Annotated in this window: 20 protein-coding genes; 7 read left to right on the top strand and 13 right to left on the bottom strand. The window is 57.0% G+C overall.

Annotated elements, in window-relative coordinates; translation table 11 throughout:
* Window positions 1-72: 72 nt before the first annotated feature.
* On the bottom strand, window positions 73-1,086 hold the full coding sequence (gene gap, locus EKL30_RS16590) for a type I glyceraldehyde-3-phosphate dehydrogenase (protein ID WP_126708349.1): 1,014 nt from the start codon (window positions 1,084-1,086) through the stop codon (window positions 73-75).
* 14 nt (window positions 1,087-1,100) lie between these two features.
* Window positions 1,101-3,146 carry a transketolase gene (gene tkt, locus EKL30_RS16585; RefSeq protein ID WP_126708348.1) on the bottom strand — a complete coding sequence of 682 codons (2,046 nt, stop codon included), beginning with the start codon at window positions 3,144-3,146 and terminating at the stop codon, window positions 1,101-1,103.
* Window positions 3,147-3,372: 226 nt separating this feature from the next.
* Here tkt and EKL30_RS16580 point away from each other — a divergent pair, with 226 nt between their 5' ends.
* Window positions 3,373-4,107 (top strand): 16S rRNA (uracil(1498)-N(3))-methyltransferase, encoded by a 735-nt coding sequence (locus tag EKL30_RS16580; RefSeq protein ID WP_126708347.1) that lies wholly within the window; start codon window positions 3,373-3,375, stop codon window positions 4,105-4,107.
* Between the two features lie 12 nt (window positions 4,108-4,119).
* Here EKL30_RS16580 and EKL30_RS16575 read toward each other — a convergent pair whose 3' ends face one another.
* The 4 genes from EKL30_RS16575 to EKL30_RS16560 form a co-directional block, all read right to left on the bottom strand.
* Complete coding sequence (locus EKL30_RS16575) at window positions 4,120-4,590, bottom strand: barstar family protein (protein WP_126708346.1); 471 nt, start codon at window positions 4,588-4,590, stop codon at window positions 4,120-4,122.
* Entirely contained in the window at window positions 4,587-5,810 is a 1,224-nt protein-coding gene (locus EKL30_RS16570) for a patatin-like phospholipase family protein (RefSeq protein ID WP_126708345.1), read from the bottom strand. Before EKL30_RS16570 ends, EKL30_RS16575 begins: the two co-directional genes overlap by 4 nt.
* Window positions 5,788-8,079: an NADP-dependent malic enzyme gene (locus EKL30_RS16565; RefSeq protein ID WP_126708344.1), complete on the bottom strand. Its 2,292-nt coding sequence runs from the start codon at window positions 8,077-8,079 to the stop codon at window positions 5,788-5,790. Before EKL30_RS16565 ends, EKL30_RS16570 begins: the two co-directional genes overlap by 23 nt.
* A gap of 105 nt (window positions 8,080-8,184) precedes the next feature.
* Window positions 8,185-9,111, bottom strand: a complete 927-nt coding sequence (locus tag EKL30_RS16560) for a hypothetical protein (RefSeq protein ID WP_126708343.1) — start codon at window positions 9,109-9,111, stop codon at window positions 8,185-8,187.
* Window positions 9,112-9,196: 85 nt separating this feature from the next.
* Between EKL30_RS16560 and EKL30_RS16555 the strand changes: the two genes are divergently transcribed.
* Window positions 9,197-10,354, top strand: a complete 1,158-nt coding sequence (locus EKL30_RS16555) for a pyridoxal phosphate-dependent aminotransferase (protein ID WP_126708342.1) — start codon at window positions 9,197-9,199, stop codon at window positions 10,352-10,354.
* Between the two features lie 6 nt (window positions 10,355-10,360).
* On the opposite strand, the gene EKL30_RS16550 is transcribed toward EKL30_RS16555, so the two are convergent.
* The gene (locus EKL30_RS16550) at window positions 10,361-11,248 is read right to left on the bottom strand and encodes a lytic transglycosylase domain-containing protein (RefSeq protein ID WP_126708341.1); all 888 of its coding nucleotides are present in this window, start codon (window positions 11,246-11,248) and stop codon (window positions 10,361-10,363) included.
* Between the two features lie 78 nt (window positions 11,249-11,326).
* Between EKL30_RS16550 and ubiD the strand changes: the two genes are divergently transcribed.
* Window positions 11,327-12,871, top strand: coding sequence for a 4-hydroxy-3-polyprenylbenzoate decarboxylase (gene ubiD / locus EKL30_RS16545; RefSeq protein ID WP_126708340.1), 1,545 nt, complete (start codon window positions 11,327-11,329; stop codon window positions 12,869-12,871).
* Window positions 12,872-12,988: 117 nt separating this feature from the next.
* Here ubiD and EKL30_RS16540 read toward each other — a convergent pair whose 3' ends face one another.
* From EKL30_RS16540 to dacB, 6 genes are all read right to left on the bottom strand, one after another.
* The gene (locus tag EKL30_RS16540) at window positions 12,989-13,321 is read right to left on the bottom strand and encodes a hypothetical protein (protein WP_126708339.1); all 333 of its coding nucleotides are present in this window, start codon (window positions 13,319-13,321) and stop codon (window positions 12,989-12,991) included.
* A complete protein-coding gene (locus EKL30_RS16535) occupies window positions 13,318-13,743 on the bottom strand; it encodes a phage holin family protein (RefSeq protein WP_126708338.1) in 426 nt (141 codons plus the stop codon). Before EKL30_RS16535 ends, EKL30_RS16540 begins: the two co-directional genes overlap by 4 nt.
* A gap of 21 nt (window positions 13,744-13,764) precedes the next feature.
* Window positions 13,765-14,082, bottom strand: a complete 318-nt coding sequence (locus EKL30_RS16530; protein WP_126708337.1) for a YqjD family protein — start codon at window positions 14,080-14,082, stop codon at window positions 13,765-13,767.
* Between the two features lie 58 nt (window positions 14,083-14,140).
* A complete protein-coding gene (locus tag EKL30_RS16525) occupies window positions 14,141-14,863 on the bottom strand; it encodes a hypothetical protein (protein WP_233583198.1) in 723 nt (240 codons plus the stop codon).
* A 123-nt stretch (window positions 14,864-14,986) separates the two neighbouring features.
* Window positions 14,987-15,625, bottom strand: coding sequence for a uracil phosphoribosyltransferase (upp, locus tag EKL30_RS16520; RefSeq protein ID WP_126708336.1), 639 nt, complete (start codon window positions 15,623-15,625; stop codon window positions 14,987-14,989).
* A gap of 115 nt (window positions 15,626-15,740) precedes the next feature.
* Entirely contained in the window at window positions 15,741-17,207 is a 1,467-nt protein-coding gene (gene dacB, locus EKL30_RS16515; RefSeq protein ID WP_126708335.1) for a D-alanyl-D-alanine carboxypeptidase/D-alanyl-D-alanine-endopeptidase, read from the bottom strand.
* Between the two features lie 149 nt (window positions 17,208-17,356).
* Between dacB and queA the strand changes: the two genes are divergently transcribed.
* The 4 genes from queA (at window position 17,357) to secD (ending at window position 21,875) form a co-directional block, all read left to right on the top strand.
* Entirely contained in the window at window positions 17,357-18,397 is a 1,041-nt protein-coding gene (gene queA, locus EKL30_RS16510; protein ID WP_126708334.1) for a tRNA preQ1(34) S-adenosylmethionine ribosyltransferase-isomerase QueA, read from the top strand.
* A 3-nt stretch (window positions 18,398-18,400) separates the two neighbouring features.
* Entirely contained in the window at window positions 18,401-19,537 is a 1,137-nt protein-coding gene (gene tgt / locus EKL30_RS16505; protein ID WP_126708333.1) for a tRNA guanosine(34) transglycosylase Tgt, read from the top strand.
* Window positions 19,538-19,588: 51 nt separating this feature from the next.
* A complete protein-coding gene (gene yajC / locus EKL30_RS16500) occupies window positions 19,589-19,936 on the top strand; it encodes a preprotein translocase subunit YajC (protein ID WP_126708332.1) in 348 nt (115 codons plus the stop codon).
* A gap of 64 nt (window positions 19,937-20,000) precedes the next feature.
* Entirely contained in the window at window positions 20,001-21,875 is a 1,875-nt protein-coding gene (gene secD / locus EKL30_RS16495) for a protein translocase subunit SecD (RefSeq protein WP_126708331.1), read from the top strand.
* Window positions 21,876-21,897 lie beyond the last annotated feature (22 nt).

Here is a 21,897-nt window from a genome sequence, read left to right as displayed (position 1 = left end):
ATTGGTATCAGTTTGCCGAGGTCAGACGTGGCAAGGGCGGGTTACCCCGCCCTTGAATCTAGGATCGGCCGTTTATTTGGCCGACATCAGAGCAACTGTGGTGTCGAGCATGCGATTGGAGAAACCCCACTCGTTGTCGTACCACGAAGATACCTTGACCAGCGAACCCGACACTTTGGTAAGGCCGGCATCTACCGTACTAGAGGCTGGATTATGGTTGTAATCCACCGACACCAGCGGTTCGTCGTTGTATTCCAAAATGCCCTTCAATGGGCCTTGTTCGGAAGCAGCTTTCAAAATTCCGTTGACTTCGTCTACCGTGGTTTCGCGCGCTGCCACGAAGGACAAATCGACGATGGACACATTAATGGTAGGAACACGAATTGCGTAACCGTCCAGTTTGCCATTGAGTTCAGGCAAAACCAAACCCACCGCCGAGGCAGCACCGGTCTTGGTAGGGATCATGCTTTGGGTGGCTGAACGTGCCCGGCGCAGGTCTTCGTGATAGACGTCGGTTAGAACCTGATCGTTGGTGTAAGCATGGATGGTCGTCATCAAACCGTTGACCAGGCCCAGCTTTTGATGCAAAGGCTGCACCATCGGAGCCAAACAGTTGGTCGTGCACGACGCATTTGAAATGACAGTATCGCTGGCCTTCAGTACGCCGTGATTGACACCGTATACGATCGTGGCATCAACGTCTTTGCCGCCCGGTGCGGAAATAATGACTTTCTTTGCACCGCCGCGAATGTGGGCACTGGCTTTTTCCTTACTGGTGAAGAAACCTGTACATTCGAGGACGACGTCCACGCCCAGATCACCCCATGGCAAAGCGGAAGGATCACGATTGGCAAGCACGCGGATCTTGTCGCCGTTGACCACCATGTAATCGCCATCGACGCTTACCGTGCCCGGAAATTTCCCATGGGCCGTATCGAAGCGCGTCAGGTGAACGTTGGTCTTGGGATCGCCCAGGTCGTTGATTGCCACAATTTCTATGTCGTGCTTTTTACCGCCTTCGTAATGGGCACGCAGAATATTGCGACCGATACGGCCATAACCGTTGATTGCCACGCGAATAGTCATTAATGATCTCCTGTTTATAAAACCTGTTCGACAGCCGTAGCAACATGCTCGACGGTCAAGCCAAAGAACTTGAACAATACCCCTGCCGGCGCGGATTCGCCGTAGGTATCAATACCCACCACGGCGCCATCCAGTCCAACGTATTTGTACCAGCCCGAGGTAACGCCGGCTTCGACCGCGACCCTGGGCAGCCCTTTGGGCAGCACGGATTCGCGCCACTGCGCATCTTGCAGGTCGAATACGTTGGTGCAAGGCATGGACACAACGCGGACGGCGATGCCCTTTGCCGCCAGCTGTTCTTGTGCGCCCAGCGCCAGCGCAACTTCAGAACCCGTTGCAATGATAATGGCCTGTGCGTTGGCCGCGTCGCGCAATACATAACCGCCGCGGCTAATCGCGGCGAGGGTTTGGGCATCGCGGGGAACGAAGGGAAGATTCTGACGCGACAATAGCAAGGCGGTGGGGCCGCCATCTTTGACATCCATGCCCACGCTGGCCGGACGCTGTACCGCCTGTGCCCAGGCCACCGCCGTTTCTGTGGTGTCGCACGGGCGCCATACCTGCAAATTAGGAATTAGGCGCAAGCTGGCTGCATGCTCGACCGACTGATGGGTCGGGCCGTCTTCGCCAAGCCCAATGGAGTCATGAGTGAAGACATGCACGACACGCTGCTTCATGAGCGCAGCCATGCGCAGCGCATTACGAGAATAATCGGAGAAAGTCAGGAACGTTCCGCCGAAAGGCAGATAGCCGCCATGAAGGGCGATACCATTCATGATCGCGGCCATGCCGAATTCGCGCACGCCGTAGTTGATATGGCGGCCAAACCGCAGGTGCAGCTCGCCGGCACGCACCGGTACGGCGCCCTTCCAGTCAGTGAAGTTAGATCCTGTGAGGTCGGCGGAACCGCCCAGGAATTCTGGCAACAGCTCGGCAAAGGCCGTGATGGCCAGTTGCGACGCCTTGCGGCTGGCCACGGTTTCGGCTTTTTGATTGGTCGCTTCGATAAACTTTTGCGATTGCTCGGCGAAATCGTCGGGCAAGGTGCTAGACATGCGGCGCTGCAATTCGGCGGCTTCGGCGGGAAAGGCTTGAGCATAGTCGTCGAATTGCGCTTGCCATTCGGATTGAAGCGCCTGGCCTTTTTGCTTGCCATCCCAGTACTCATATATTTCGGCTGGAATATGGAAAGCTTCGTAAGGCCAGTTCAGCGCCGTACGGGTGGCCTGGATTTCGTCGGCACCCAGCGGCGCGCCATGGACTTTTTCCGTTCCAGCGGCATTGGGAGAACCCTTGCCGATGACCGTGCGGCAGCAAATAAGGGTCGGGCCCTTATGCTCGCCTGCGAACTGCTTTGCTTGAACGATGGCGGCATCGACAGCCGCCATGTCGTGGCCGTCCACGCCTCGCACAACGTTCCAACCATAGCTTTCAAAACGTTTTGCGGTGTCGTCGCCGAACCAATTTTCAACACGCCCGTCGATAGAGATGCCATTGTCGTCATAGAAGACGATAAGCTTGGACAGTTTCAGTGTGCCAGCCAGGGAACACGCCTCGTGCGAGATCCCTTCCATGAGACAACCGTCGCCCACGAACGCGTAGGTGTAATGGTCGATAATCGTGTGCTTTTCGCGATTGAATTCCTGGGCCAGCAAGGCCTCGGCCAGCGCCATGCCTACCGAATTTGCCAGACCCTGCCCCAGCGGGCCGGTAGTCGTTTCCACGCCGGCGGTGAAACCGACTTCGGGATGGCCGGGCGTGCGCGAATGCAGCTGGCGAAAATTTTTGAGTTCCTCCAGGGGCAGATCGTAGCCGCTAAGGTGCAACAAGGCATAGATAAGCATGGAACCATGGCCGTTCGACAATACAAATCGGTCACGGTTGGCCCAGGTGGGATCGGCAGGATTATGACGCAGATGCCGCGTCCATAGCGCTTCGGCGATATCGGCCATCCCCATAGGGGCTCCGGGGTGACCCGAGTTGGCTTGTTGGACCGCATCCATGGCTAACGCTCGGATAGCGTTGGCCATGGAAGAATCTTGGGCTGGCGTGTGGCTCATTCAAAACTCGCAAGAGGCGACCAAACCCGAAAAAAGGTCCGGCCCCGTCAATAAGGTTTACAAAGCCTCCGATTTTAACACTGGGGAATTTTGACGTTGTTTACGTTCGTCCGGCGCCCGGACGCAGGCGGCAAACCGTGCCAGGACTGGCCCCCGGAAACCATAGAATCGAATCCAACAGTATGATTTCGGTCTTGATCACTGCCCGGTATAGGTAAAGCGTCTTATGGCCATTCCACGTTTCTTTTGCTCTGTTCCGCTGGCGTCCAACACAACCGTCGAACTCCCGACAGAGCTGGCGCATCATGCGATACGGGTCCTACGCCTGAAACCTGACGCTGACATAGTGCTGTTCAATGGCCAAGGCGGTCAGTATCCGGCCCGTCTGCTCATTGACGGCAAAAACGGCATGGCCATGCTTGGTGTGCACGATCCGATTGAGGCCGAACTCGCGGGCGATATAACCCTGGTGCAAGGCATCCCGGCCGGCGACAAGATGGACTGGGTAATCGAAAAGGCGGTCGAACTTGGCGCCAGGCGGCTGATTCCCATCGCGGCCCAGCGCAGTGTGCTGCAGCTGACAGGAGAGCGACTGCAGAAACGGATGCAGCACTGGAATCGCGTCGCCCAAGCTGCAAGCGAGCAATGCGGACGCAACCGGCTCATGAACATTGACGTCCCGTCGACGCTGCGCGATTACCTGCAGCGACCCAGTCCGGGTGAACAAACCAGCCTGTTCTGCCATCCCGGGAGCAGCACGACGCTGGTTCAGGCAATGGCCTCGGCACCCGATCGCGTGACGCTACTGGTAGGCCCTGAAGGCGGCTGGTCATTAGAAGAACAGGCGCTTGTCGAACGCCATGCCTTAATGCCGGTCAGATTCGGTCAACGCGTGCTGCGTACCGAAACCGCCGGCCTGGCGCTGATTGCTGCCATCAGCGCGCTCAGAGGATGGGAGTAATTTGCGGCGGGCCTATTCGGGAGCCCGTGAACCAGAATACGGTGTAGGCGAAATGCCCGGCTCGGGATCAGGATGCTTGCCAGCATGTTCGACGACATAAGAAAAACGCCTATCGTTGTTAGCGGCAAAGTCTACAACGTCGGCACATACCCGCAGTATGGCCTGTGAATCCTCGGCAAGCGCGGGGTCGCCTGAGTGCAGGTTATGAAACCATAAGAACATACCGCCCTTCTGATCCAGCAAGGTATCGCACAGACAATCGTACAGAGAGTCCAGGTTGCCCCCAAAATATTCGGGAAAGTCGACCGCCTTGACCACGGCCCGCAATACCGCCGAACGGCTTCTGGCCCGGTCGCAGTCCACGACAAATGGCGTCAAGCCGGCCGCGCCTGCAGCTTCGATAACCTCGTCCTTGGAGACGGCGGGAGCCTCTATCAAACCGCCTTTTTGCAATTGCTTCTGCAATGACTGCGCTGATTTCATTCTGGCGTCTCCTTGAAAAACGCTTTTACTTCTTCAATACGGCTCAAGCTATCGGATCGGCCCAAACGGATGAGCTCCTGTGTATAGCTGGCCTCGAACAACAAATACGAGATCAATGCGCCCCCGGTAGCTTGTCCGGAATTCGACGATACACCGATAACGCGGAAAAGTGCACGCGCGGCCCTAGGCACGTTTTTCAGATGCACCAAGGCCATTTCATCCAACGAACGGCTTGGAGTAATTGAGAACGTGCTGACAGGCCGTAAAGACTGGGTTTTTAATACATTTGGCGGCAGTTGTGCAAGCAAGCTATTTATTCGATCCATGCGCTCGACGTCCATCGAAATACTATCGAGAAAGATGTTTGACAGGGCATGACCGCCGATCTGAGCTAATGTGGGGTATTTGGTGTCAATTTTTCGCTTTTCGGGATGCGTGTCGTCTTTATACCCCGTTCCAATCACGAATATTTTCTTTGCACCTAAATGTATCGCGGGGCTCATGGGGGCCAATTGCCGCATCGATCCGTCTCCACACCAAGCGGTCTGTCCGCCCACGAGAATTGGCTGTGCCGGGAAAATGAACGGGATCGAGCTGGATGCCAGCAGGTGATCTACTCCTATTGTGCACGGCACCGCCTGACGTAACGCGCGCTGCCATGGCTTGATCGCGCGATTGGCCTGGTAGAAGGTTATATGCTCGCCCGTTGTGTAAGCCGCTGCGGTAATAGCCAGCGCATCGAGACGTTTCGATGCAAGATTCTTTCTTAGCCGCTCGAAGTCGAGGCTTTCGGAGAGTAGCCGCCCAAGCGGGCGGTTATCGAGCAGCGACCGGGGCTGCTGGCGGCTGGCGTGCGGCATCAGCCAGCCAAATGCCAGAGTGCTCAGCCATTGAAGCCCGGTATGGAACAAGCCTGCTGCATCGGCACGGTAGACCATGCCGGTGTGCAGGTTACCCCATAAATCCAGCAACTTATGCGTGCCGGTATGAGGATCGTCGGAGAAACACCCCAGGGCCGTCGCGTTAATGGCGCCGGCCGAAGAACCCGAAATGATCGAAAAAGGATTCGTAAAGTCCGGCGCGCGGTTCGGATCGAGTATATCCATGACGCCTGCCAGCACACCTGCCTGGTAGGCGGCCCGGGCTCCGCCGCCTGTCAGTATCAGCCCGACAGGCCCCGTACTGAGCCTGTTTGTATCATTTACGCAGGGTATTCGCATCAACCACCGTAAGAGCCGCCATATTGACGATGCGACGTACGGTTGAGCTAGACGTCAGGATGTGGATTGGTGCATTGACCCCCAGCAGGAAGGGTCCGACCGCCACATTGCCGCCCGCTGCAGCTTTAAGAAGGTTATAGGCAATATTGCCCGAGTCGACATTAGGGCATATAAGCAAATTGGCTTCGCCCTGCAAAGTCGTAGACGGCATGATGCGTTTGCGCAATTCTTCGTTAAGAGCGCAGTCGCCATGCATTTCGCCATCGATCTCGAGGCCTGGGTCGCGTTCGCGGACCAGTTCGAGGGCTGTTTTCATTTTCTCGCCTGAAGACGAACTGCTGGTTCCGAAGTTCGAGCGCGACAACAGTGCGACTTTGGGCTCGATATTCAGACGCCTCATTTCGGTAGCCGCTGCCAGCGTGATTTCGGCGATCTGCTCGGCGTCGGGGTTATCGTTGATATGAGTATCGGCCAGAGCAACGGTGCGCTCTGCCAGCAGCAGGATGTTCATCGCCGCGTAGGTTTTGGCGCCTGGCGCCTTGCCAATGATTTCATCGATAAACCGCAGATGATCCCCATAAGCGCCCACCGTGCCGCATACCATGCCGTCGGCATCACCCAGATGCACCATCATGGCGCCAATAAGGGTAAGGCGGCGGCGCATCTCGACACGGGCCATCTCTTTGCTGATTCCGCGGCGGCACATGCGTTCCCAGTACGTTGTCCAGTAGGTATGGAAACGTTCGTCGTAGTCGGGATTGGTCACTTCGACGTCTTTGCCCAGACGCAGGCGCAGGCCGAATTTCTTGATGCGATCTTCGAGTACTGAAGGACGCCCAACCAGAATCGGCTTGGCAAGTTTTTCGTCGACGATAATCTGCACCGCGCGCAACACGCGCTCGTCTTCGCCTTCGGCGAACACAATGCGCGATTTTCCGCCTTCCCGCACCAGCCTCTTGGCATCTGAAAACAGCGGCTTCATAAACGAGCCGGAACGGTACACGAACTGCTGTAACTGTTCGGCGTAGCTTTCGATGTCGGCAATGGGCCGCGTCGCCACACCGTCTTCCATGGCGGCGAGCGCCACGGCGACCCCGATGCGCACGATAAGACGTGGATCGAACGGTTTGGGAATAAAGTATTCAGGGCCGAACGAAACGCCGTACGTGCCATAGGCAGCAGCCACCACATCGTTTTGCTCTTCCTGGGCCAGCTTGCAGATGGCGATGACAGCTGCCTTTTCCATGCCACGCGTAATGGTGGTCGCGCCGACATCAAGGGCGCCGCGGAAGATATAGGGGAAGCACAGGACGTTATTGACCTGGTTAGGGTAATCGGACCGGCCGGTTGCCATGACCACATCGTCGCGCACGGCATGCGCGTCCTCGGGGAGGATTTCCGGGTTGGGGTTGGCCAGGGCCAGAACCAGCGGCCGGGAAGCCATCTTGGCTACCATCTCGGGTTTAAGGACGCCGCCTGCCGACAATCCCAAAAACACGTCTGCGCTATCGATGATATCGCCCAGCTTGCGCGCTGCCGTGTCCTGGGCGAAGCGCTCTTTGTCGGGGTCCATAAGAACCGTACGACCCGTGTAAACCACGCCTTCGATGTCGGCGACCCATATATTTTCGATGGGCAAACCCAGATCGACCAGGAGGTCCAGACAGGCCAATGCAGCAGCACCGGCCCCCGACACAACGACTTTGACTTTTTTGATGTCCTTGCCGACGACTTCCAGACCATTGATGAAGGCAGCCGATACGCAAATAGCGGTGCCGTGCTGATCGTCGTGGAAGACCGGGATGTTCATGCGTTCGCGCAGCTTGCGCTCGACCGTGAAGCACTCCGGAGCCTTGATGTCTTCAAGGTTGATGCCGCCGAACGTCGGTTCCAGGCCGGCAATGATCTCGACCAGTTTGTCGGGATCGGTTTCATTGATCTCGATATCGAACACATCGATACCAGCGAACTTCTTGAACAGAACTGCTTTGCCTTCCATGACCGGCTTGGACGCCAGCGCGCCAATATTACCCAGGCCCAGCACGGCGGTGCCGTTGGTGATAACGCCTACCAGGTTACCGCGCGCCGTATAACGATAGGCATTGGCCGGATCGGAAACAATTTCTTCGCAAGCCGCCGCAACCCCGGGAGAATATGCCAGGGCCAGGTCGCGCTGGTTCGACAACTGTTTGGTCGGCGTGACGGAGATCTTTCCAGGACGTCCTTGCTCGTGATATTCCAGAGCAGCTTTGCGAAAATTTTCTTCCATGGTGCTTTCAATAGTCTAGAGTGGGTTGGATACCCATTCTAGCCCCTGGGTATCATTTAGGACATGACTATACGTCATATAAACAATAAGGATAAGGCTGATCGGTCAGACATCCTGGCCGGGATACGGAAAAACATCGGCGGGGTCGAACAGTGCCTTGATACGTGCATCCAGATTCGTACCGCAGGTCCCAGCATCGCCTTGCGCGCGCTGTCGGGATGAGTAACGATCGGCATAGCTTCGCTCGGCCTGCGGCTGCGCCAACTGCTCATCCAGCACTACCCATTCTATCCAGCCCAGGTCGCCCCCGTGGCCCAGTAATAGCTGGGCAAGATTGGGCGCGTGGCCCGCTGCCGGTAGCAGGGCGTCAAGACGGTAGCGGCCCGGCCAGTGCTGGGCCTGGCGACATAGTTGCGCATCGGGATGCACGCTGGCCTGGAACAACGCCGGCACCAGTTGCTGCAGGCGCAAGCCGTCGAGCGGCTTCTGGTTGCTTTCGCCGAAGGCGCCAAGATTGACGCTAGAACCGTCCGCCAGCAACACCGAAGCGTGTACCATTCCGGATTTGAAGGTTTCCCCGGCGTTCCAATCACACAGGGTACGGTCGGCCAGCCAGGCGGCGACCGTGATATGGCAGGGCAGATCGGCGAATTGCTGGAAACCGGCCGCTTCCAGCTCGCCCAGCAGACAGCCCGGCTGCACGAACCATTTGGAACTGCCAGGCTCAAGACGCTGGCACCCAGCCATATCGCGACCCGGCTCTACCCACAGCACTGGCTCTTCGTTCAGGCGCGACGCATGTTGAATGCCGTCTAGCGCAAGGAGCACTCCGTACTCGGCACATAACGCCCTGGCATGATGGACATCGCTTGCCTGCTTCGGTATGAGCCGCGCGCTCCCTACCCCTTCATGCATTTCAAACTCGAAAAAAGTACCCGTAGCGGCACTGCGCAAGCGTTGGCAAAATGCTTCCCAGGGGTTTTGCGACAAGCGTCTGCCGGTCAAGAAAGCCCGGCGCGAACGAGACTCCATGTTTACTTCCTTTGAATACACTTGAAAAAAAAACCAGGCCGCTGTACGAACGCTACAATTATGCTTTTTCGCCGAGACCAGCCTTATGCCCCGCCTTGCCAAGCGTACTGAACAAGTGATGCCATTCTACGCTGTGGAACTATTCAAACAGGCGACTGCGCTGAACGCGCAAGGCCGTGACATTATCAGTTTGGGAATCGGCGAACCTGATTTTACGGCCCCGCCGCAGGTTGTTGAAACCCTGAATCGTGCCGCCCAGGCCGGCCTGAGCGGATACACACCGCCAGCCGGCATAGCGCCATTGCGAGATGCCATCGCCGACTATTACAAGCAACACTTTGGCGCAACCGTCGACCCAGACCGTATCATTGTGACCGCCGGTGCGTCGGGCGCGCTTCTTCTAGCGGCCATGACACTGATTAATCCGGGTGACGAAGTGTTGATGCCCGACCCGTCGTACCCTGCTAATCAGAATTTCATCATCGCTGCGGGCGGCGTACCGCGGCTTATTCCGTGTTCGCCTGATCAGCGCTTCCAGCTGGATGCCGCGGCCATCCGCGAACACTGGAGCCCGGCGACCCGCGGCGTGCTGATCGCCTCTCCCAGCAATCCGACGGGGACAACCATCGCCCGTGAAGACCTCAAGGAACTAATTGCTGAAGTCAAGCAGCGCGGCGGCTTCATTATTATGGACGAGATCTACCTGGGCTTGTATTACGGCGAGGCGCCACAAAGCGCTCTCACCCTGGACGACAACATCGTCATCATCAACAGCTTCTCAAAGTATTTCCACATGACCGGCTGGCGTCTAGGTTGGATGATCGCGCCGCAGCATCTCATGCCGACGATTGAAAAGCTGGCGTCCAGCCTGGCCATTTGCGCCCCTGCGCTTGCGCAGCATGCCGCGATCACCTGCTTCGAACCCGAAGTCATGCGAATTTTCGAGAACCGGCGACTCTCATTCAAACAGCGTCGCGACTACCTGCTTCCGCAGCTTGAACGCCTGGGTCTGCATGTACCGGTTGTGCCGGACGGCGCTTTCTATATTTATGCGGACATTCGCAAATTCAGCCACGATAGCGACGACTTTTCGCATCGGCTGCTGTATGAAGCCGGTGTTGCCGCGGTTCCCGGCCGTGATTTCGGCCCGGCGCACGCCGCTCACTCATTGAGGTTTTCGTATGCCACAGGAATAGACCGCCTGCAGGAGGCGGTTGAACGGATGGAACGCTTCCTGGGCTGATTCGCCTTACCGGCCGACGGAAATGCCGGAAGCCAGCGCAATGCGCCGCCTTTCGGCCAACACCTTCGCGCCGTAGCCTCCGTCGCTGGGGCCAGTGGCCCCCACGTAACAGGCCAGACCGCCTTCGACGGATCCCCGTCGTTTTATGCAATCGCGCAAAATTTGCGATCCGACACGGATATTGGCGATAGGATTAAGGGCGGCGATAGAGCCTTCATTGAAGGCCGCAAACTTTTCTTTATGGACCTTGGTCATCACCTGCATCAGCCCCTGTGCGCCCACATGACTTTCCGCATAAGGGTTATAGCGTGATTCGATGGCAATAACCGCGAGAAGAAGCTGGGGATCGAGCTTGGTTTCATTGCCCACCAGAAACGCCGTGTTGATCAATGCGCCGGCCACACTATGGGCAATCTTGTATTTCCGCGCAATATAGCTGCGCAAGGCCTGAGCCTGGGCAGACGTAACACCGGCAATCGGCTGACCTGCCAGCGAGGCATTAAGCGCCTTGCTGAAGTTGGTTTGAGCAGCAGGCTCGGATTCGATCTTGGGTGAGACCCCCGACTTTTCGACCCGAGAAGGCGCGGCGACGGACGGTTTGGAATCGGGACCGTCAAGGTCGTAAGATTCACCTTCGAAGAAGAAGTCGTTCTGACCGGTGCCCAAGGTGGCGAATACATCGCCCTTGAGCCCATCAGGACGTAAGACGAATACCAGTGCCGTGTGGAGTTGCCTGGCTTGTTCGCGTAAGGATGGAACCGTAAACGTAAGCGAGATCGTAACCAGCACTGCGATCCCCAGGTAAACGGCACAGACGTGCATCAGTTCGCTTAACTGATACATTGCCCCTCGGGCGGAACGGCTTACTAAATTGCCGGAACCCATGACTGCCATTGTGTCCTTTGAATCAAACCTGGTGAGTCGATGTTAACCTTCCACTGTCGTACTAATGTAACCTGATCGGCGAACTCTGTGAAATATCGTGACCTAAGAGACTTTATCGCGCAACTGGAAAGCGCTGGCGAACTCAAACGCCTGACAACTCCGGTTTCGACTGACCTCGAGATGACTGAGATCAGCGATCGCGTCCTGCGGGCGGAAGGCCCCGCCCTGCTTTTCGAGCGTCCCATGCATAACGGCTCGCTCTCCCCTATCCCGGTGCTGACAAATCTGTTTGGCACACCCAAGCGGGTCGCCTGGGGAATGGGCGCCGAAGAAGTCAGCGAGTTGCGCCAGACCGGCGAACTGCTTGCGTCACTGCGTGAGCCAGAGGCTCCACGCGGCCTTCGCGACGCTTTGGCCAAAGTATCGATGCTGAAATCGGCGCTATGGGACATGAGCCCTAAAACGGTCAAGGGAGCCGCATGCCAGGACATCGTTCTGGAAGGCAAAGATATAGATCTGGCAGAAATACCACTGCAGCGCTGCTGGCCGGGCGATATCGCCCCTTTGCTGACATGGGGCCTGGTCATCACGCGCGGGCCAAACGCCAAACGGCAAAACCTGGGTATCTATCGCCAGCAACTGATCGGACGCAACAAACTTATCATGCGGTGGCTCTCGCACCGCGGGGGAGCCCTTGATTTTCGCGATCATGCATTAAGCAATCCCGGCACCCCTTTTCCGATAGCCGTAGCGCTGGGAGCCGACCCCGCGACCATTTTGGGGGCCGTAACGCCTGTTCCGGACAGCCTGTCGGAATACCAATTTGCTGGCCTCCTGCGTGGTTCCAGGACCGAAGTCACGAAAGCATTGGGTAGCAATTTATCGGTACCCGCTTTCGCCGAAATCGTACTCGAGGGCCACATATTGCCGTCCTCGCATCCGGACGCCATTAAACCGACGATCCCGGAAGGTAAGACACCGCCTGTTGATACGGGCTACGAAATGGCCTTGGAAGGGCCTTATGGCGACCACACGGGCTACTACAACGAGCAGGACTGGTTCCCTGCGTTCACAGTCGAACGCATCACGATGCGGCGTAATCCTATTTACCACAGCACGTACACGGGCAAGCCGCCCGATGAACCTGCCGTTCTGGGTGTGGCCCTGAATGAGGTATTCGTTCCGCTCTTGAAGCGGACGTTCCCTGAAATCGTGGACTTCTACCTGCCCCCCGAGGGATGCAGCTATCGCCTGGCCGTGGTCTCCATACGCAAGCAATATGCCGGGCACGCCAAGCGCGTGATGTTCGGTATATGGAGTGTATTACGCCAATTCATGTACACAAAATTTATCGTGGTGGTCGACCACGATATCGACACACGCGACTGGAAAGAGGTCATTTGGGCGATGACCACCCGTATGGACCCGGTCCGGGACACGCTTCTGGTCGAAAATACGCCTATCGATTACCTGGATTTTGCTTCGCCAGTATCTGGACTAGGCGGGAAGATGGGAATGGATGCCACCAATAAATGGCCAGGCGAAACCCAGCGCGAATGGGGAACGCCCATACACATGGAAGCTTCCGTTAAGGCTCGGGTCGATGCAATGTGGAGTGAACTAGGCTTGTAATTCGATATACGGGTCAAACGCGCACCTTGTCACCTTCACCTGCCTAAGTCAGTGATGCCTGTAGTTCGTCTTCGCGTTGCCGTTTGATCTGGAAACGGAATAAGGCGGGCTGGCTGCTTATTTTTTCATGGCACGTGCCACTTGCCAGCTTAGTAAAAGGCCCGCCGCCACACGCCATAGCCGACGGCGTTTGCCCACACCTGAGAGCAAGGCCGAAGCGCCAGACGCCAACAACGGATACTGCCTGCCAAGCGACAATGCCTGAAAAAGCCAGTCGGATGGCCTTCTGGACGTAAGCCGGGGAAAAAATGCGTGCAATATCGCAGCCGGTTTGAGCTCTTGACCCAGGGCGTGGACATTGTGCGTGAGACTTTGCCGCTCGAGAGCTGCGCGCGCCCGAACGAGTTCCAGCTCCACCGCACGTTCTTTGCCTGACAATGATTTTTTCATCGGCGATCCTTGGTGCCTGTCCAGTCGGGCCTGGAAACCGACATCGGAGCCGGTTCACGCAAGCGTTCGATCATGCTGAGGTCACGCCGCAGCTCGTCCACAGTAGCGGCGAACGGCATCGGCGAGAACAGCAATCTGCTACGCACGGCCATGAATAGGCCCAAACCCAACAAGCCATAGAATAAAGCCAGCAAGCCCAATGCAACATAACGCTGATCGGTAGGCCAGAAATACAAGGCTACGGCGATGGAAAACACCAGAACTGCCAGCGTTAAAAAGAGCAGCGCTCCGAAGGCCATACCCAGAATGGTAATGAGGTGCGCTTTCTGACCTGCAGCTTCCAGCGAAAATAGCTCAAGGCGAGTACGCAAAATGGAAAGCAATGTGCATCCCAGCTCGCCGACGGATTCTCGGAGCGCCATGATTTGCCCTTGTTGACTAGGTTAACGGCGGCAGATAAGAGCGCCGATCAGCACACCGGCAAGGCCGGCCATGCCGATAGCCTGCCAAGGATTGTCGTGGACGTAATCGTCGGTAACCCGTGCAGCGCGCCGGCCGCGTTCAAGTAGAACATCTTGGGTTTCGTACAACGCCTCGCGAGTCCGACGTAGCGATTGCATAGCACTTTCGCGTAATTCGGCTGCTTTGTCACCCGTGGCCGAGGCCGCTTCACGCAGGAGTTTTTCAGCGTCGTCCAGGCTTACCTTAACGCTGTCGATGAATTGCTCTTCTGTTTGTGCTGCATCTTTATTTATCGCCATGATGAGGCTCCTAATCGAGAGTGGGTTGATAAACTTTAGCAATGACTTCAACTACAAACTAGCGAAGCTTGATCACTTCTACTACCGAGGCCACCCCGCCTTGCTGGCTTTCCTGTTTCATGACCATATGCAAATCGGGGCAGAACCAGTCAGTAACTTCGGCCGTCATTCCCGGGATTGGAAGAACCAATCCATTAAACGAGGCCTGAGTCGGGTCGGTCACACGGGTATAGCGAATAGGCCAGCAAGATTGGGTCCCGGACGCGGTTTGTATGCTTTGGCGTTCGCCCACCGTCTTTTGTCCGGTGCTGACAACGATAGGTTGGGTCTGTACGGCCTTTTTATCGAGATTGATCTGAAAGCGCATTGGGGGAAAGGTTTGCCCGGCCTGGGTAACCGGCTCACCGTAGGCAAACAGGCCAAGCATGCGAAGATCGAATTTTCCTTCAACGGGCTCGCGCCCGCCCTGTGCATCGCGTCGCTCGAACGAGGCTTTGCCGTGTTTGACTGCCATCCAGTAGTCCAGAGAGGATTTTCCCGGGGGCAGCCCGGCCAGGCCGTACGTTGCAATACCCTGCACGCGCGCCTCGCAGGCATCGCTACCGTCCTTGGTAACGTTGGAGAAAGTAAGGTCGGCCCCCAGTTGCATGCCACCGGAGCCGCTGAGCTGGGTCTGCCCGCCCTCATGCATGAATGGCGCCTCACAGAGCCCTGCATAAGCAGAGCCCGTGGCAAACGCAAGCATGAGCAGCGCAGAACTTGAATACCGTATAAAACGCATAAGCATTACCTGTATGTATTCGTGAAGTTCATACTAACGCATTTGCCTGGCGGCGTTCCGACAAAAATCGAGCAAATGTAAGCAGATTTATGATTTCTTGCGAAATCCTGCAGCGACCTGGATTCAGGTGTCTTTTTGACGGGTGCCGAATATCCGATCGCCGGCGTCGCCCAAGCCCGGGATGATGTAGCCGTGTTCGTCCAGGTGGCTATCAATCGATGCCGTATAAATATGAACGTCCGGATGGTGCTGCTCTACCGCGCGAATGCCTTCAGGGGCAGCCACCAGAACCAGGGCCCGCACGTTGACGCAGCCGGCTTTTTTCAATAAATCGATCGTGGCCACCATCGAGCCGCCTGTTGCCAGCATGGGGTCTACGATAAGCGCCAAACGCTGATCGAGTTTGCCCACCAGGCGCTCCAGGTATGGTTGCGCCTGCAAGGTCTCTTCGTTGCGCGCAATGCCGACTGCACTGACTTTCGCACCAGGAATCAAGCTGAGCACACCGTCGAGCATACCTATGCCTGCACGTAAAATGGGCACGACAGTGACTTTTTTTCCGGCGAGCTTCTCGACATCGACAGTTCCGCACCAGCCCTCTATGCTGGCCGGCTCCAGGGGAAGGTCTTTGGAAGCTTCGTACGTTAGCAAAGCAGCGATTTCCTGCGACATTTCGCGGAAATTTTTCGTGCTAAGGTCGGCGCGACGCATCAGGCCCAGTTTGTGGCGTATCAAGGGATGACGGATTTCATGTATGGGCATCGTGCTTCCTGCAAAGAAAATTATTCGAGCCGATATGGTGCGGGTGTTGGAGCGCGATCACCCTATCGGCCCACCTGCAAACGTAGGGGTGGGTATCATCGACATTATGCCCGGACTAGCGCGCGGCCAGCCAACTGACGAGTGCGTCGTTAAAGGCTCGCGCACTCACCGAGCGCTCGTCGTTCACCATGCTGACGAGAATATATCGTTTTCCGCTGGCGCCGAGGACGTAACCCGCCAGGGCGCTCGAATCGCGTAGCGTGCCTGTCTTCAGGTGGGCCATTCCTCTCGTTTCATCATCTCGCAAGCGCCTGCGCACAGTGCCGTCGACGCCGGATATGGCCAGCGATGAAATGAATTCTGGCATTAAGGGGGAATGCCACGCCACGTTCAACATGCCAACGAGACCCTCGGCGGTTATGCGACCCTCACGGGACAGTCCCGCCCCGTTATCCATTACCCAGCCGCGCGTATCGACTTTCTGATCTTTGAGTACGGCAAGCGCTGCACTGGCTCCGCTCTGGGGCGTCGCCCCGGCGCCCATCCGTTCGGCGGCGAGCGTCAGAAATAGCGTGCGAGCCATGACGTTATTACTTTGCTTGTTGATCTGACGAATGGTGTCGGCCAGGGACTCGGAATCATGCCACACGACTGGCGCAACGCCCGAAGGAACTTTGCCGTCTTTGACTCCCACTGCCAGCGTGCCGCCAAGTTCCTTCCATAGCATCTGGAACAGCGCCGAAAAGTAAGCGGGTTGCGACAAGGCCAACCTGTACACGCTGAATTCGCCACAAGAGCCGGCGGCGGTTCCGCTTACATTGACCACAATGTCTTTGCCTGTTGGAACGACGTGTGTGGCGATCGAGGGCGAGCCCGGGCAGGCCACTGCGCTCCATTTGATATCGCCATTGATGCGTACGCCCTGCAATGGCGGGTCGATGATGGGTATCCATTTTTTTGCCTGACTATCGGGCTGGAACAGCAAGCGCACAGCGCCCAGCCCTACCATCATCGCATCCGGACTGGCGTTATAGGGCCGATCGGCTGCGCCGTCGAATTCGCCGGGATTGATGCTGACACGCCCGAACCGGGAACGATCGACAACGACTTCAGTAAGATTCTTGATGCCTCGCAAGCGCAGCTCGCGCAGCAAGCCCCATAGCTCTTCCATCGTAAGCAAAGGATCGCCGCCGGCCTTCAAGTAAAGAGGACCCGCCAGCGTGCCCAGGGCATCGACTTGCCCACCACCCTTCGCCAGAAATGTGGTGCGCCACGTGTAGTCCGGGCCGAGGCCGGCAAGCGCCGTCCAGGTGGTCACCATTTTCATGACCGATGCTGGATTGCGAGGTTGCGACGCATTAACTGAAATGAGACGCGGGCCGTTGATTTCCTGTACGACCAGTGAGATCGAGGCAGCTGACAAGCGGGTCGCGCTCCATGCTTTCTGTAGCTCGGCAGGCAATGCTTGTGCTACAACCTGCGTGCTCAACAGCGACGCGACAGTCAAAAATGAGCCGATCGCGGCCCGCCGTCCACGCTTCTTAAGGCAACAGGCCCATTGCACTCGGCCCAACAGAGACATGATGCTTCGTTCCCGAAAAAAAACATCAGCATAACCAATGAAGGCAAGTTTGGTATCGTGTTCAGGCAGAAATTCCTCGCAACAGCTTAAAATAGTGCATAAATATCATTTCGGGCGCCTTATCGGCGCCCACCTCAAAGACCTCACGCGTGAATCCTAGCCTTGAACTCTCTCAGTTCAATTATGAACTGCCTCAGGAACTTATTGCCCAGACGCCAGCCGCCAAGCGGGTCGAAAGCCGTCTTCTGCACCTGGATGCCCAGGGAGCTTTGCACGACCGGCAATTCCTCGATCTTCCCGGGCTCTTACGGCCCCATGACCTACTGGTTTTCAATGACACCCGGGTCATCAAGGCCAGACTGCGCGGCCAAAAAGAGAGCGGTGGCAAGGTCGAGGTCCTGATCGAACGCATTACCGGAACGACGACAGCCCTGGCGCACATCAAGGCCAGTAAATCGCCAAAGCCAGGAAGCAGGCTTATTCTTTCCGACGCCTTCAGCGCCACCGTGCGGGGCCGCGAAGGCGAGCTCTTCGACCTCCAGTTTCCCACCCGCGTGCTCGATCTGCTGGATCGGTATGGCGCAACACCTCTGCCGCCCTATATCGAGCACGCCGCCGAGCACGAAGATGAAGCGCGCTATCAGACCGTCTATGCCCGGGAGCCCGGCGCGGTTGCTGCGCCCACTGCAGGCCTGCATTTTGACGAAGCCATGCTGGCGCGCCTTGCAGAGCAGGGCATCGCTCAGACGTTTGTTACTTTGCACGTGGGCGCCGGAACCTTCCAGCCAGTCCGCGCACAAAATCTTGCGGATCATGTCATGCATGCGGAGCGCTTCAGCGTTTCGCCTGAAACCGTCAAGATGATCAATGCAGCGCGCGCGGCCGGCGGACGAGTCGTGGCGGTCGGCACCACCAGCGTGCGAGCGCTGGAATCAGCCGCGCGCCAGTGCGACGGCGCTGCGCCCACTGCCACCATCGAAGGCGATACCCGGCTCTTCATTACCCCGGGATATCAATTTTCCTGGGTCGACGCTCTGGTCACTAACTTCCATTTGCCGCAATCGACCCTGCTGATGCTGGTGTCGGCCCTGGCAGGTATCGAACCCATACAGCGCGCCTATGCGCATGCTGTCCAATCCCGGTATCGCTTCTTCAGTTACGGCGATGCCATGTTTATAGAATCCCCCTAAGCAATGACCGGTTTACAGTTTCAGCTGCTGGCCACCGACGGTGCCGCGCGCCGCGGCCAGATCACCCTTAATCATGGTGTGGTCCAAACACCAATATTCATGCCGGTAGGCACCTATGGCAGTGTAAAAGCAATGCTGCCACATGAACTCGATGAAGTCGGGGCACAGATAATATTGGGCAATACTTTCCACCTGTGGTTGCGGCCAGGCACCGAGGTCTTGGACAAGCACAACGGCCTGCATGGGTTTATGCAATGGAAAAAACCGATATTGACCGACTCCGGTGGCTTTCAGGTTTTCAGCTTGCATGGCATGCGCAAGATCACTGAAGAAGGGGTCAAATTCGCTTCACCCATTGACGGCTCGCGCCTGTTCCTGACGCCAGAAGAATCCATGCGCATACAGCGCGCCCTGAACTCGGACATCGCCATGGTGTTTGACGAGTGCACGCCCTACACCATTGAAGGCCGCCCCGCCACCAGTGAAGAGGCCGCCCGCTCGATGCGCATGTCACTACGTTGGGCGCGCCGCTCGCGCGTCGCGTTCCAGGAGCAGGAAAATCCCAATGCCCTGTTCGGCATTGTGCAAGGCGGAATGTTCGAAGACCTGCGCGATGAGTCGCTCGCGGGCCTCGTGGATATTGGATTCGAAGGCTACGCCATTGGCGGACTGTCGGTCGGCGAACCCAAAGAAGACATGATGCGCGTATTGGCTCACGTCGCACCACGTCTGCCGGCCAACGCACCGCGCTATTTAATGGGCGTCGGTACGCCAGAAGATCTCGTCGAAGGCGTCAGCCGCGGCGTCGATATGTTCGACTGCGTCATGCCCACCCGTAACGCCCGCAACGGCTGGCTGTTCACGCGTTTTGGCGACATCAAAATGCGCAACGCCCGTTACCGTGATGACACCCAACCTTTGGATCCGTCATGTACGTGCCATACTTGTCAGCATTTTTCCCGTTCTTATCTGCACCACTTGCAACGAGCCAACGAGATTACCGGATCGCGTCTGAATACTTTGCATAATCTGCATTTTTATTTGACTATCATGCAAGAGATGCGAGAAGCAATTGAAGAAGGACGCTTCGAGTCATGGCGCAGCCAATTCGCACGTGATCGCGCGGTTGGTATCCAGTAGTAAAGATGTCGCTACAATACAAAGTTACCCAAACACCTCAGGAGTTCCCCGATGGCCGCTATTGATACATTGACACTAATAACCGCCCAAGCCGCCGCGGCGGGTGGAGAAAACGCCTTGATGGGCATGCTGCCCATCATTTTGATGTTCGTGATCCTTTACTTCCTGATGATTCGTCCTCAGATGAAACGTCAGAAAGAGCACCGCAATATGGTTGCCGCTCTGGCCAAGGGCGACGAAGTCATCACGACAGGCGGATTGCTCGGCAGGGTCACCAAAGTCGGCGACAACTACGTCACGATCGAAATCAGCACACTGGCCGACAAACCTGTCGAAACCGTGCTGCAGCGGACAGCCGTCACCTCGATTTTGCCCAAGGGCACGATCAAGGCACTCTAATCTGAATGTGCATACCCCGGACACTGGTTCGGGGTTCTTTTTTCGCTTTACTTTTTGACCGACGATGAACCGTTATCCTCTCTGGAAATACCTCACCGTAGCAGTCGCGCTGATAATTGGCATACTGTATACGCTACCCAATTTTTTCGGGGAGTCCCCTGCGGTGCAGGTCGCGGGCGCCAAGTCCTCGGTCAAAATTGACAACAGTGTCCTCAGTCGCGTTGAAGACATACTGAAAAGCGCCAACATTACTCCCACAGGCGCCTATTTCGAACAAAATGGCCCAGTAGGAACGGTAAGGGCGCGCTTCGACTCGCCGGACGTGCAGCTCAAAGCCAAAGACCTGATCGAAAAGACGCTCAATCCAAATCCGGCCGATGCCGACTACACCGTCGCCCTGAATTTATTGCCTGCATCGCCCGCCTGGCTGACCGCGATAGGCGCCAATCCCATGTACTTGGGCCTTGATCTTCGTGGCGGGGTCCATTTCCTTCTACAAGTCGACATGCGGGGTGCGCTGACTGGCCGCTACGATTCGCTGGCGAACGATGCGCGCAACACACTGCGCGAAGCCAAGCTTAAGGTTTCCGGAATCGACCGAAGCGACTTGTCTATCGTGTCGACGTTCGAAAGCGCCGACGATCGCAGCGCCGCGGCAACCGAACTACGCCGCACGATGCCCGACATGGTGTTTACCAATAGCGGCGAAAGCGGCGGCAAGTTTGCGCTTGCAGGCAAACTGACCGAGGCTGCAGTCACCCAGGTTCAAACCAATGCACTGAAGCAAAACATCACGACCCTGCACAATCGCATCAATGAACTGGGCGTCGCAGAGCCTGTTATTCAGCAGCAAGGCACCGATCGCATCGTGGTGCAACTGCCGGGCGTCCAGGACGTTGCCAAGGCCAAGGAAATCCTGGGCCGCACTGCGACGCTGGAAATCCGCATGGTCGACGACTCGCCTACTGCTATCGCTGCATTGAATGCCGGCACAGTGCCCTTCGGTCTGGAACGCTATACCGACCGCGATGGCCGTCCTTTGCTGCTGCGCCGCCAGGTGATTCTGACCGGCGAGAATCTGCAAGATGCCCAGCCGGGACGCGATCACCAAACACAGCAGCCGTCTGTCAACCTTACGCTTGACTCCAAGGGAGCACGGATTTTCCGCGACGTCACCCGCAACAACATCAACAAGCGCATGGCGATTGTGCTGTTCGAACAGGGCAAGGGCCAGGTCGTTACCGCGCCGGTTATTCGTAGCGAAATTCCCGGCGGGCAGGTACAAATTACAGGCAGCATGTCTGCACAGGAAGCCGCCGACACGTCGCTGCTGCTGCGCGCCGGTGCTTTGGCCGCGCCGATGGAAATCATAGAAGAACGCACCATTGGGCCTAGCCTCGGTGCGGACAACATCGCCAAGGGCTTCAATTCGACGCTCTACGGTTTTATAGCGATTGCGCTTTTCATCATCGTTTACTACCGCCTGTTCGGGGTGTTCTCTACGCTGGGCCTCGCATTCAATGTGTTGCTATTGCTGGCGGTGCTGTCGATGCTGCAGGCAACGCTAACCCTGCCAGGAATCGCCGCAATCGCCCTTACCTTGGGCATGGCGATTGACTCTAACGTTCTAATCAACGAACGAATACGCGAAGAATTACGCGCAGGCGCGCCGCCACAGCAAGCCATACAGCTGGGCTTCGAGCGCGCCTGGGGAACTATTCTGGACTCGAACCTTACTACGCTGATCGTCGGGCTTTCTTTATTGGCGTTCGGCACAGGCCCGGTGCGCGGCTTTGCCGTCGTGCACTGTATCGGGATCCTTACCTCGATGTTCTCTTCGATCGTAGGCGTTCGAGCCTTGGTGAACCTGTGGTACGGCCGCAAGCGCAAGCTGCAAAGCATTTCCATCGGCCAGATCTGGAAGCCAAAGCAAGATTAAGCCTCCGTGCGGCACCGATGAC

Source organism: Candidimonas sp. SYP-B2681, from assembly GCF_003971065.1.
GTDB lineage: Bacteria > Pseudomonadota > Gammaproteobacteria > Burkholderiales > Burkholderiaceae_B > Pollutimonas.
The sequence above is the reverse complement of the archived record's forward strand: the minus strand, read 5'-3'. Positions and strand labels throughout refer to the sequence as shown.

What these genes read in the sequence shown, in the direction of transcription:
- yajC (WP_126708332.1), top strand. Translation starts at nt 19,589, where the DNA reads ATGGCCGCTATTGATACATTGACACTAATAACCGCCCAAGCCGCCGCG.
- EKL30_RS16540 (WP_126708339.1), bottom strand. Translation starts at nt 13,321, where the DNA reads ATGAAAAAATCATTGTCAGGCAAAGAACGTGCGGTGGAGCTGGAACTC.
- EKL30_RS16525 (WP_233583198.1), bottom strand. Translation starts at nt 14,863, where the DNA reads ATGCGTTTTATACGGTATTCAAGTTCTGCGCTGCTCATGCTTGCGTTT.
- EKL30_RS16560 (WP_126708343.1), bottom strand. Translation starts at nt 9,111, where the DNA reads ATGGAGTCTCGTTCGCGCCGGGCTTTCTTGACCGGCAGACGCTTGTCG.
- EKL30_RS16550 (WP_126708341.1), bottom strand. Translation starts at nt 11,248, where the DNA reads ATGGCAGTCATGGGTTCCGGCAATTTAGTAAGCCGTTCCGCCCGAGGG.
- EKL30_RS16575 (WP_126708346.1), bottom strand. Translation starts at nt 4,590, where the DNA reads ATGAAATCAGCGCAGTCATTGCAGAAGCAATTGCAAAAAGGCGGTTTG.
- EKL30_RS16535 (WP_126708338.1), bottom strand. Translation starts at nt 13,743, where the DNA reads ATGGCGCTCCGAGAATCCGTCGGCGAGCTGGGATGCACATTGCTTTCC.
- secD (WP_126708331.1), top strand. Translation starts at nt 20,001, where the DNA reads ATGAACCGTTATCCTCTCTGGAAATACCTCACCGTAGCAGTCGCGCTG.
- tgt (WP_126708333.1), top strand. Translation starts at nt 18,401, where the DNA reads ATGACCGGTTTACAGTTTCAGCTGCTGGCCACCGACGGTGCCGCGCGC.
- gap (WP_126708349.1), bottom strand. Translation starts at nt 1,086, where the DNA reads ATGACTATTCGCGTGGCAATCAACGGTTATGGCCGTATCGGTCGCAAT.
- EKL30_RS16570 (WP_126708345.1), bottom strand. Translation starts at nt 5,810, where the DNA reads ATGCGAATACCCTGCGTAAATGATACAAACAGGCTCAGTACGGGGCCT.
- EKL30_RS16530 (WP_126708337.1), bottom strand. Translation starts at nt 14,082, where the DNA reads ATGGCGATAAATAAAGATGCAGCACAAACAGAAGAGCAATTCATCGAC.
- EKL30_RS16565 (WP_126708344.1), bottom strand. Translation starts at nt 8,079, where the DNA reads ATGGAAGAAAATTTTCGCAAAGCTGCTCTGGAATATCACGAGCAAGGA.
- dacB (WP_126708335.1), bottom strand. Translation starts at nt 17,207, where the DNA reads ATGTCTCTGTTGGGCCGAGTGCAATGGGCCTGTTGCCTTAAGAAGCGT.
- EKL30_RS16580 (WP_126708347.1), top strand. Translation starts at nt 3,373, where the DNA reads ATGGCCATTCCACGTTTCTTTTGCTCTGTTCCGCTGGCGTCCAACACA.
- upp (WP_126708336.1), bottom strand. Translation starts at nt 15,625, where the DNA reads ATGCCCATACATGAAATCCGTCATCCCTTGATACGCCACAAACTGGGC.
- EKL30_RS16555 (WP_126708342.1), top strand. Translation starts at nt 9,197, where the DNA reads ATGCCCCGCCTTGCCAAGCGTACTGAACAAGTGATGCCATTCTACGCT.
- tkt (WP_126708348.1), bottom strand. Translation starts at nt 3,146, where the DNA reads ATGAGCCACACGCCAGCCCAAGATTCTTCCATGGCCAACGCTATCCGA.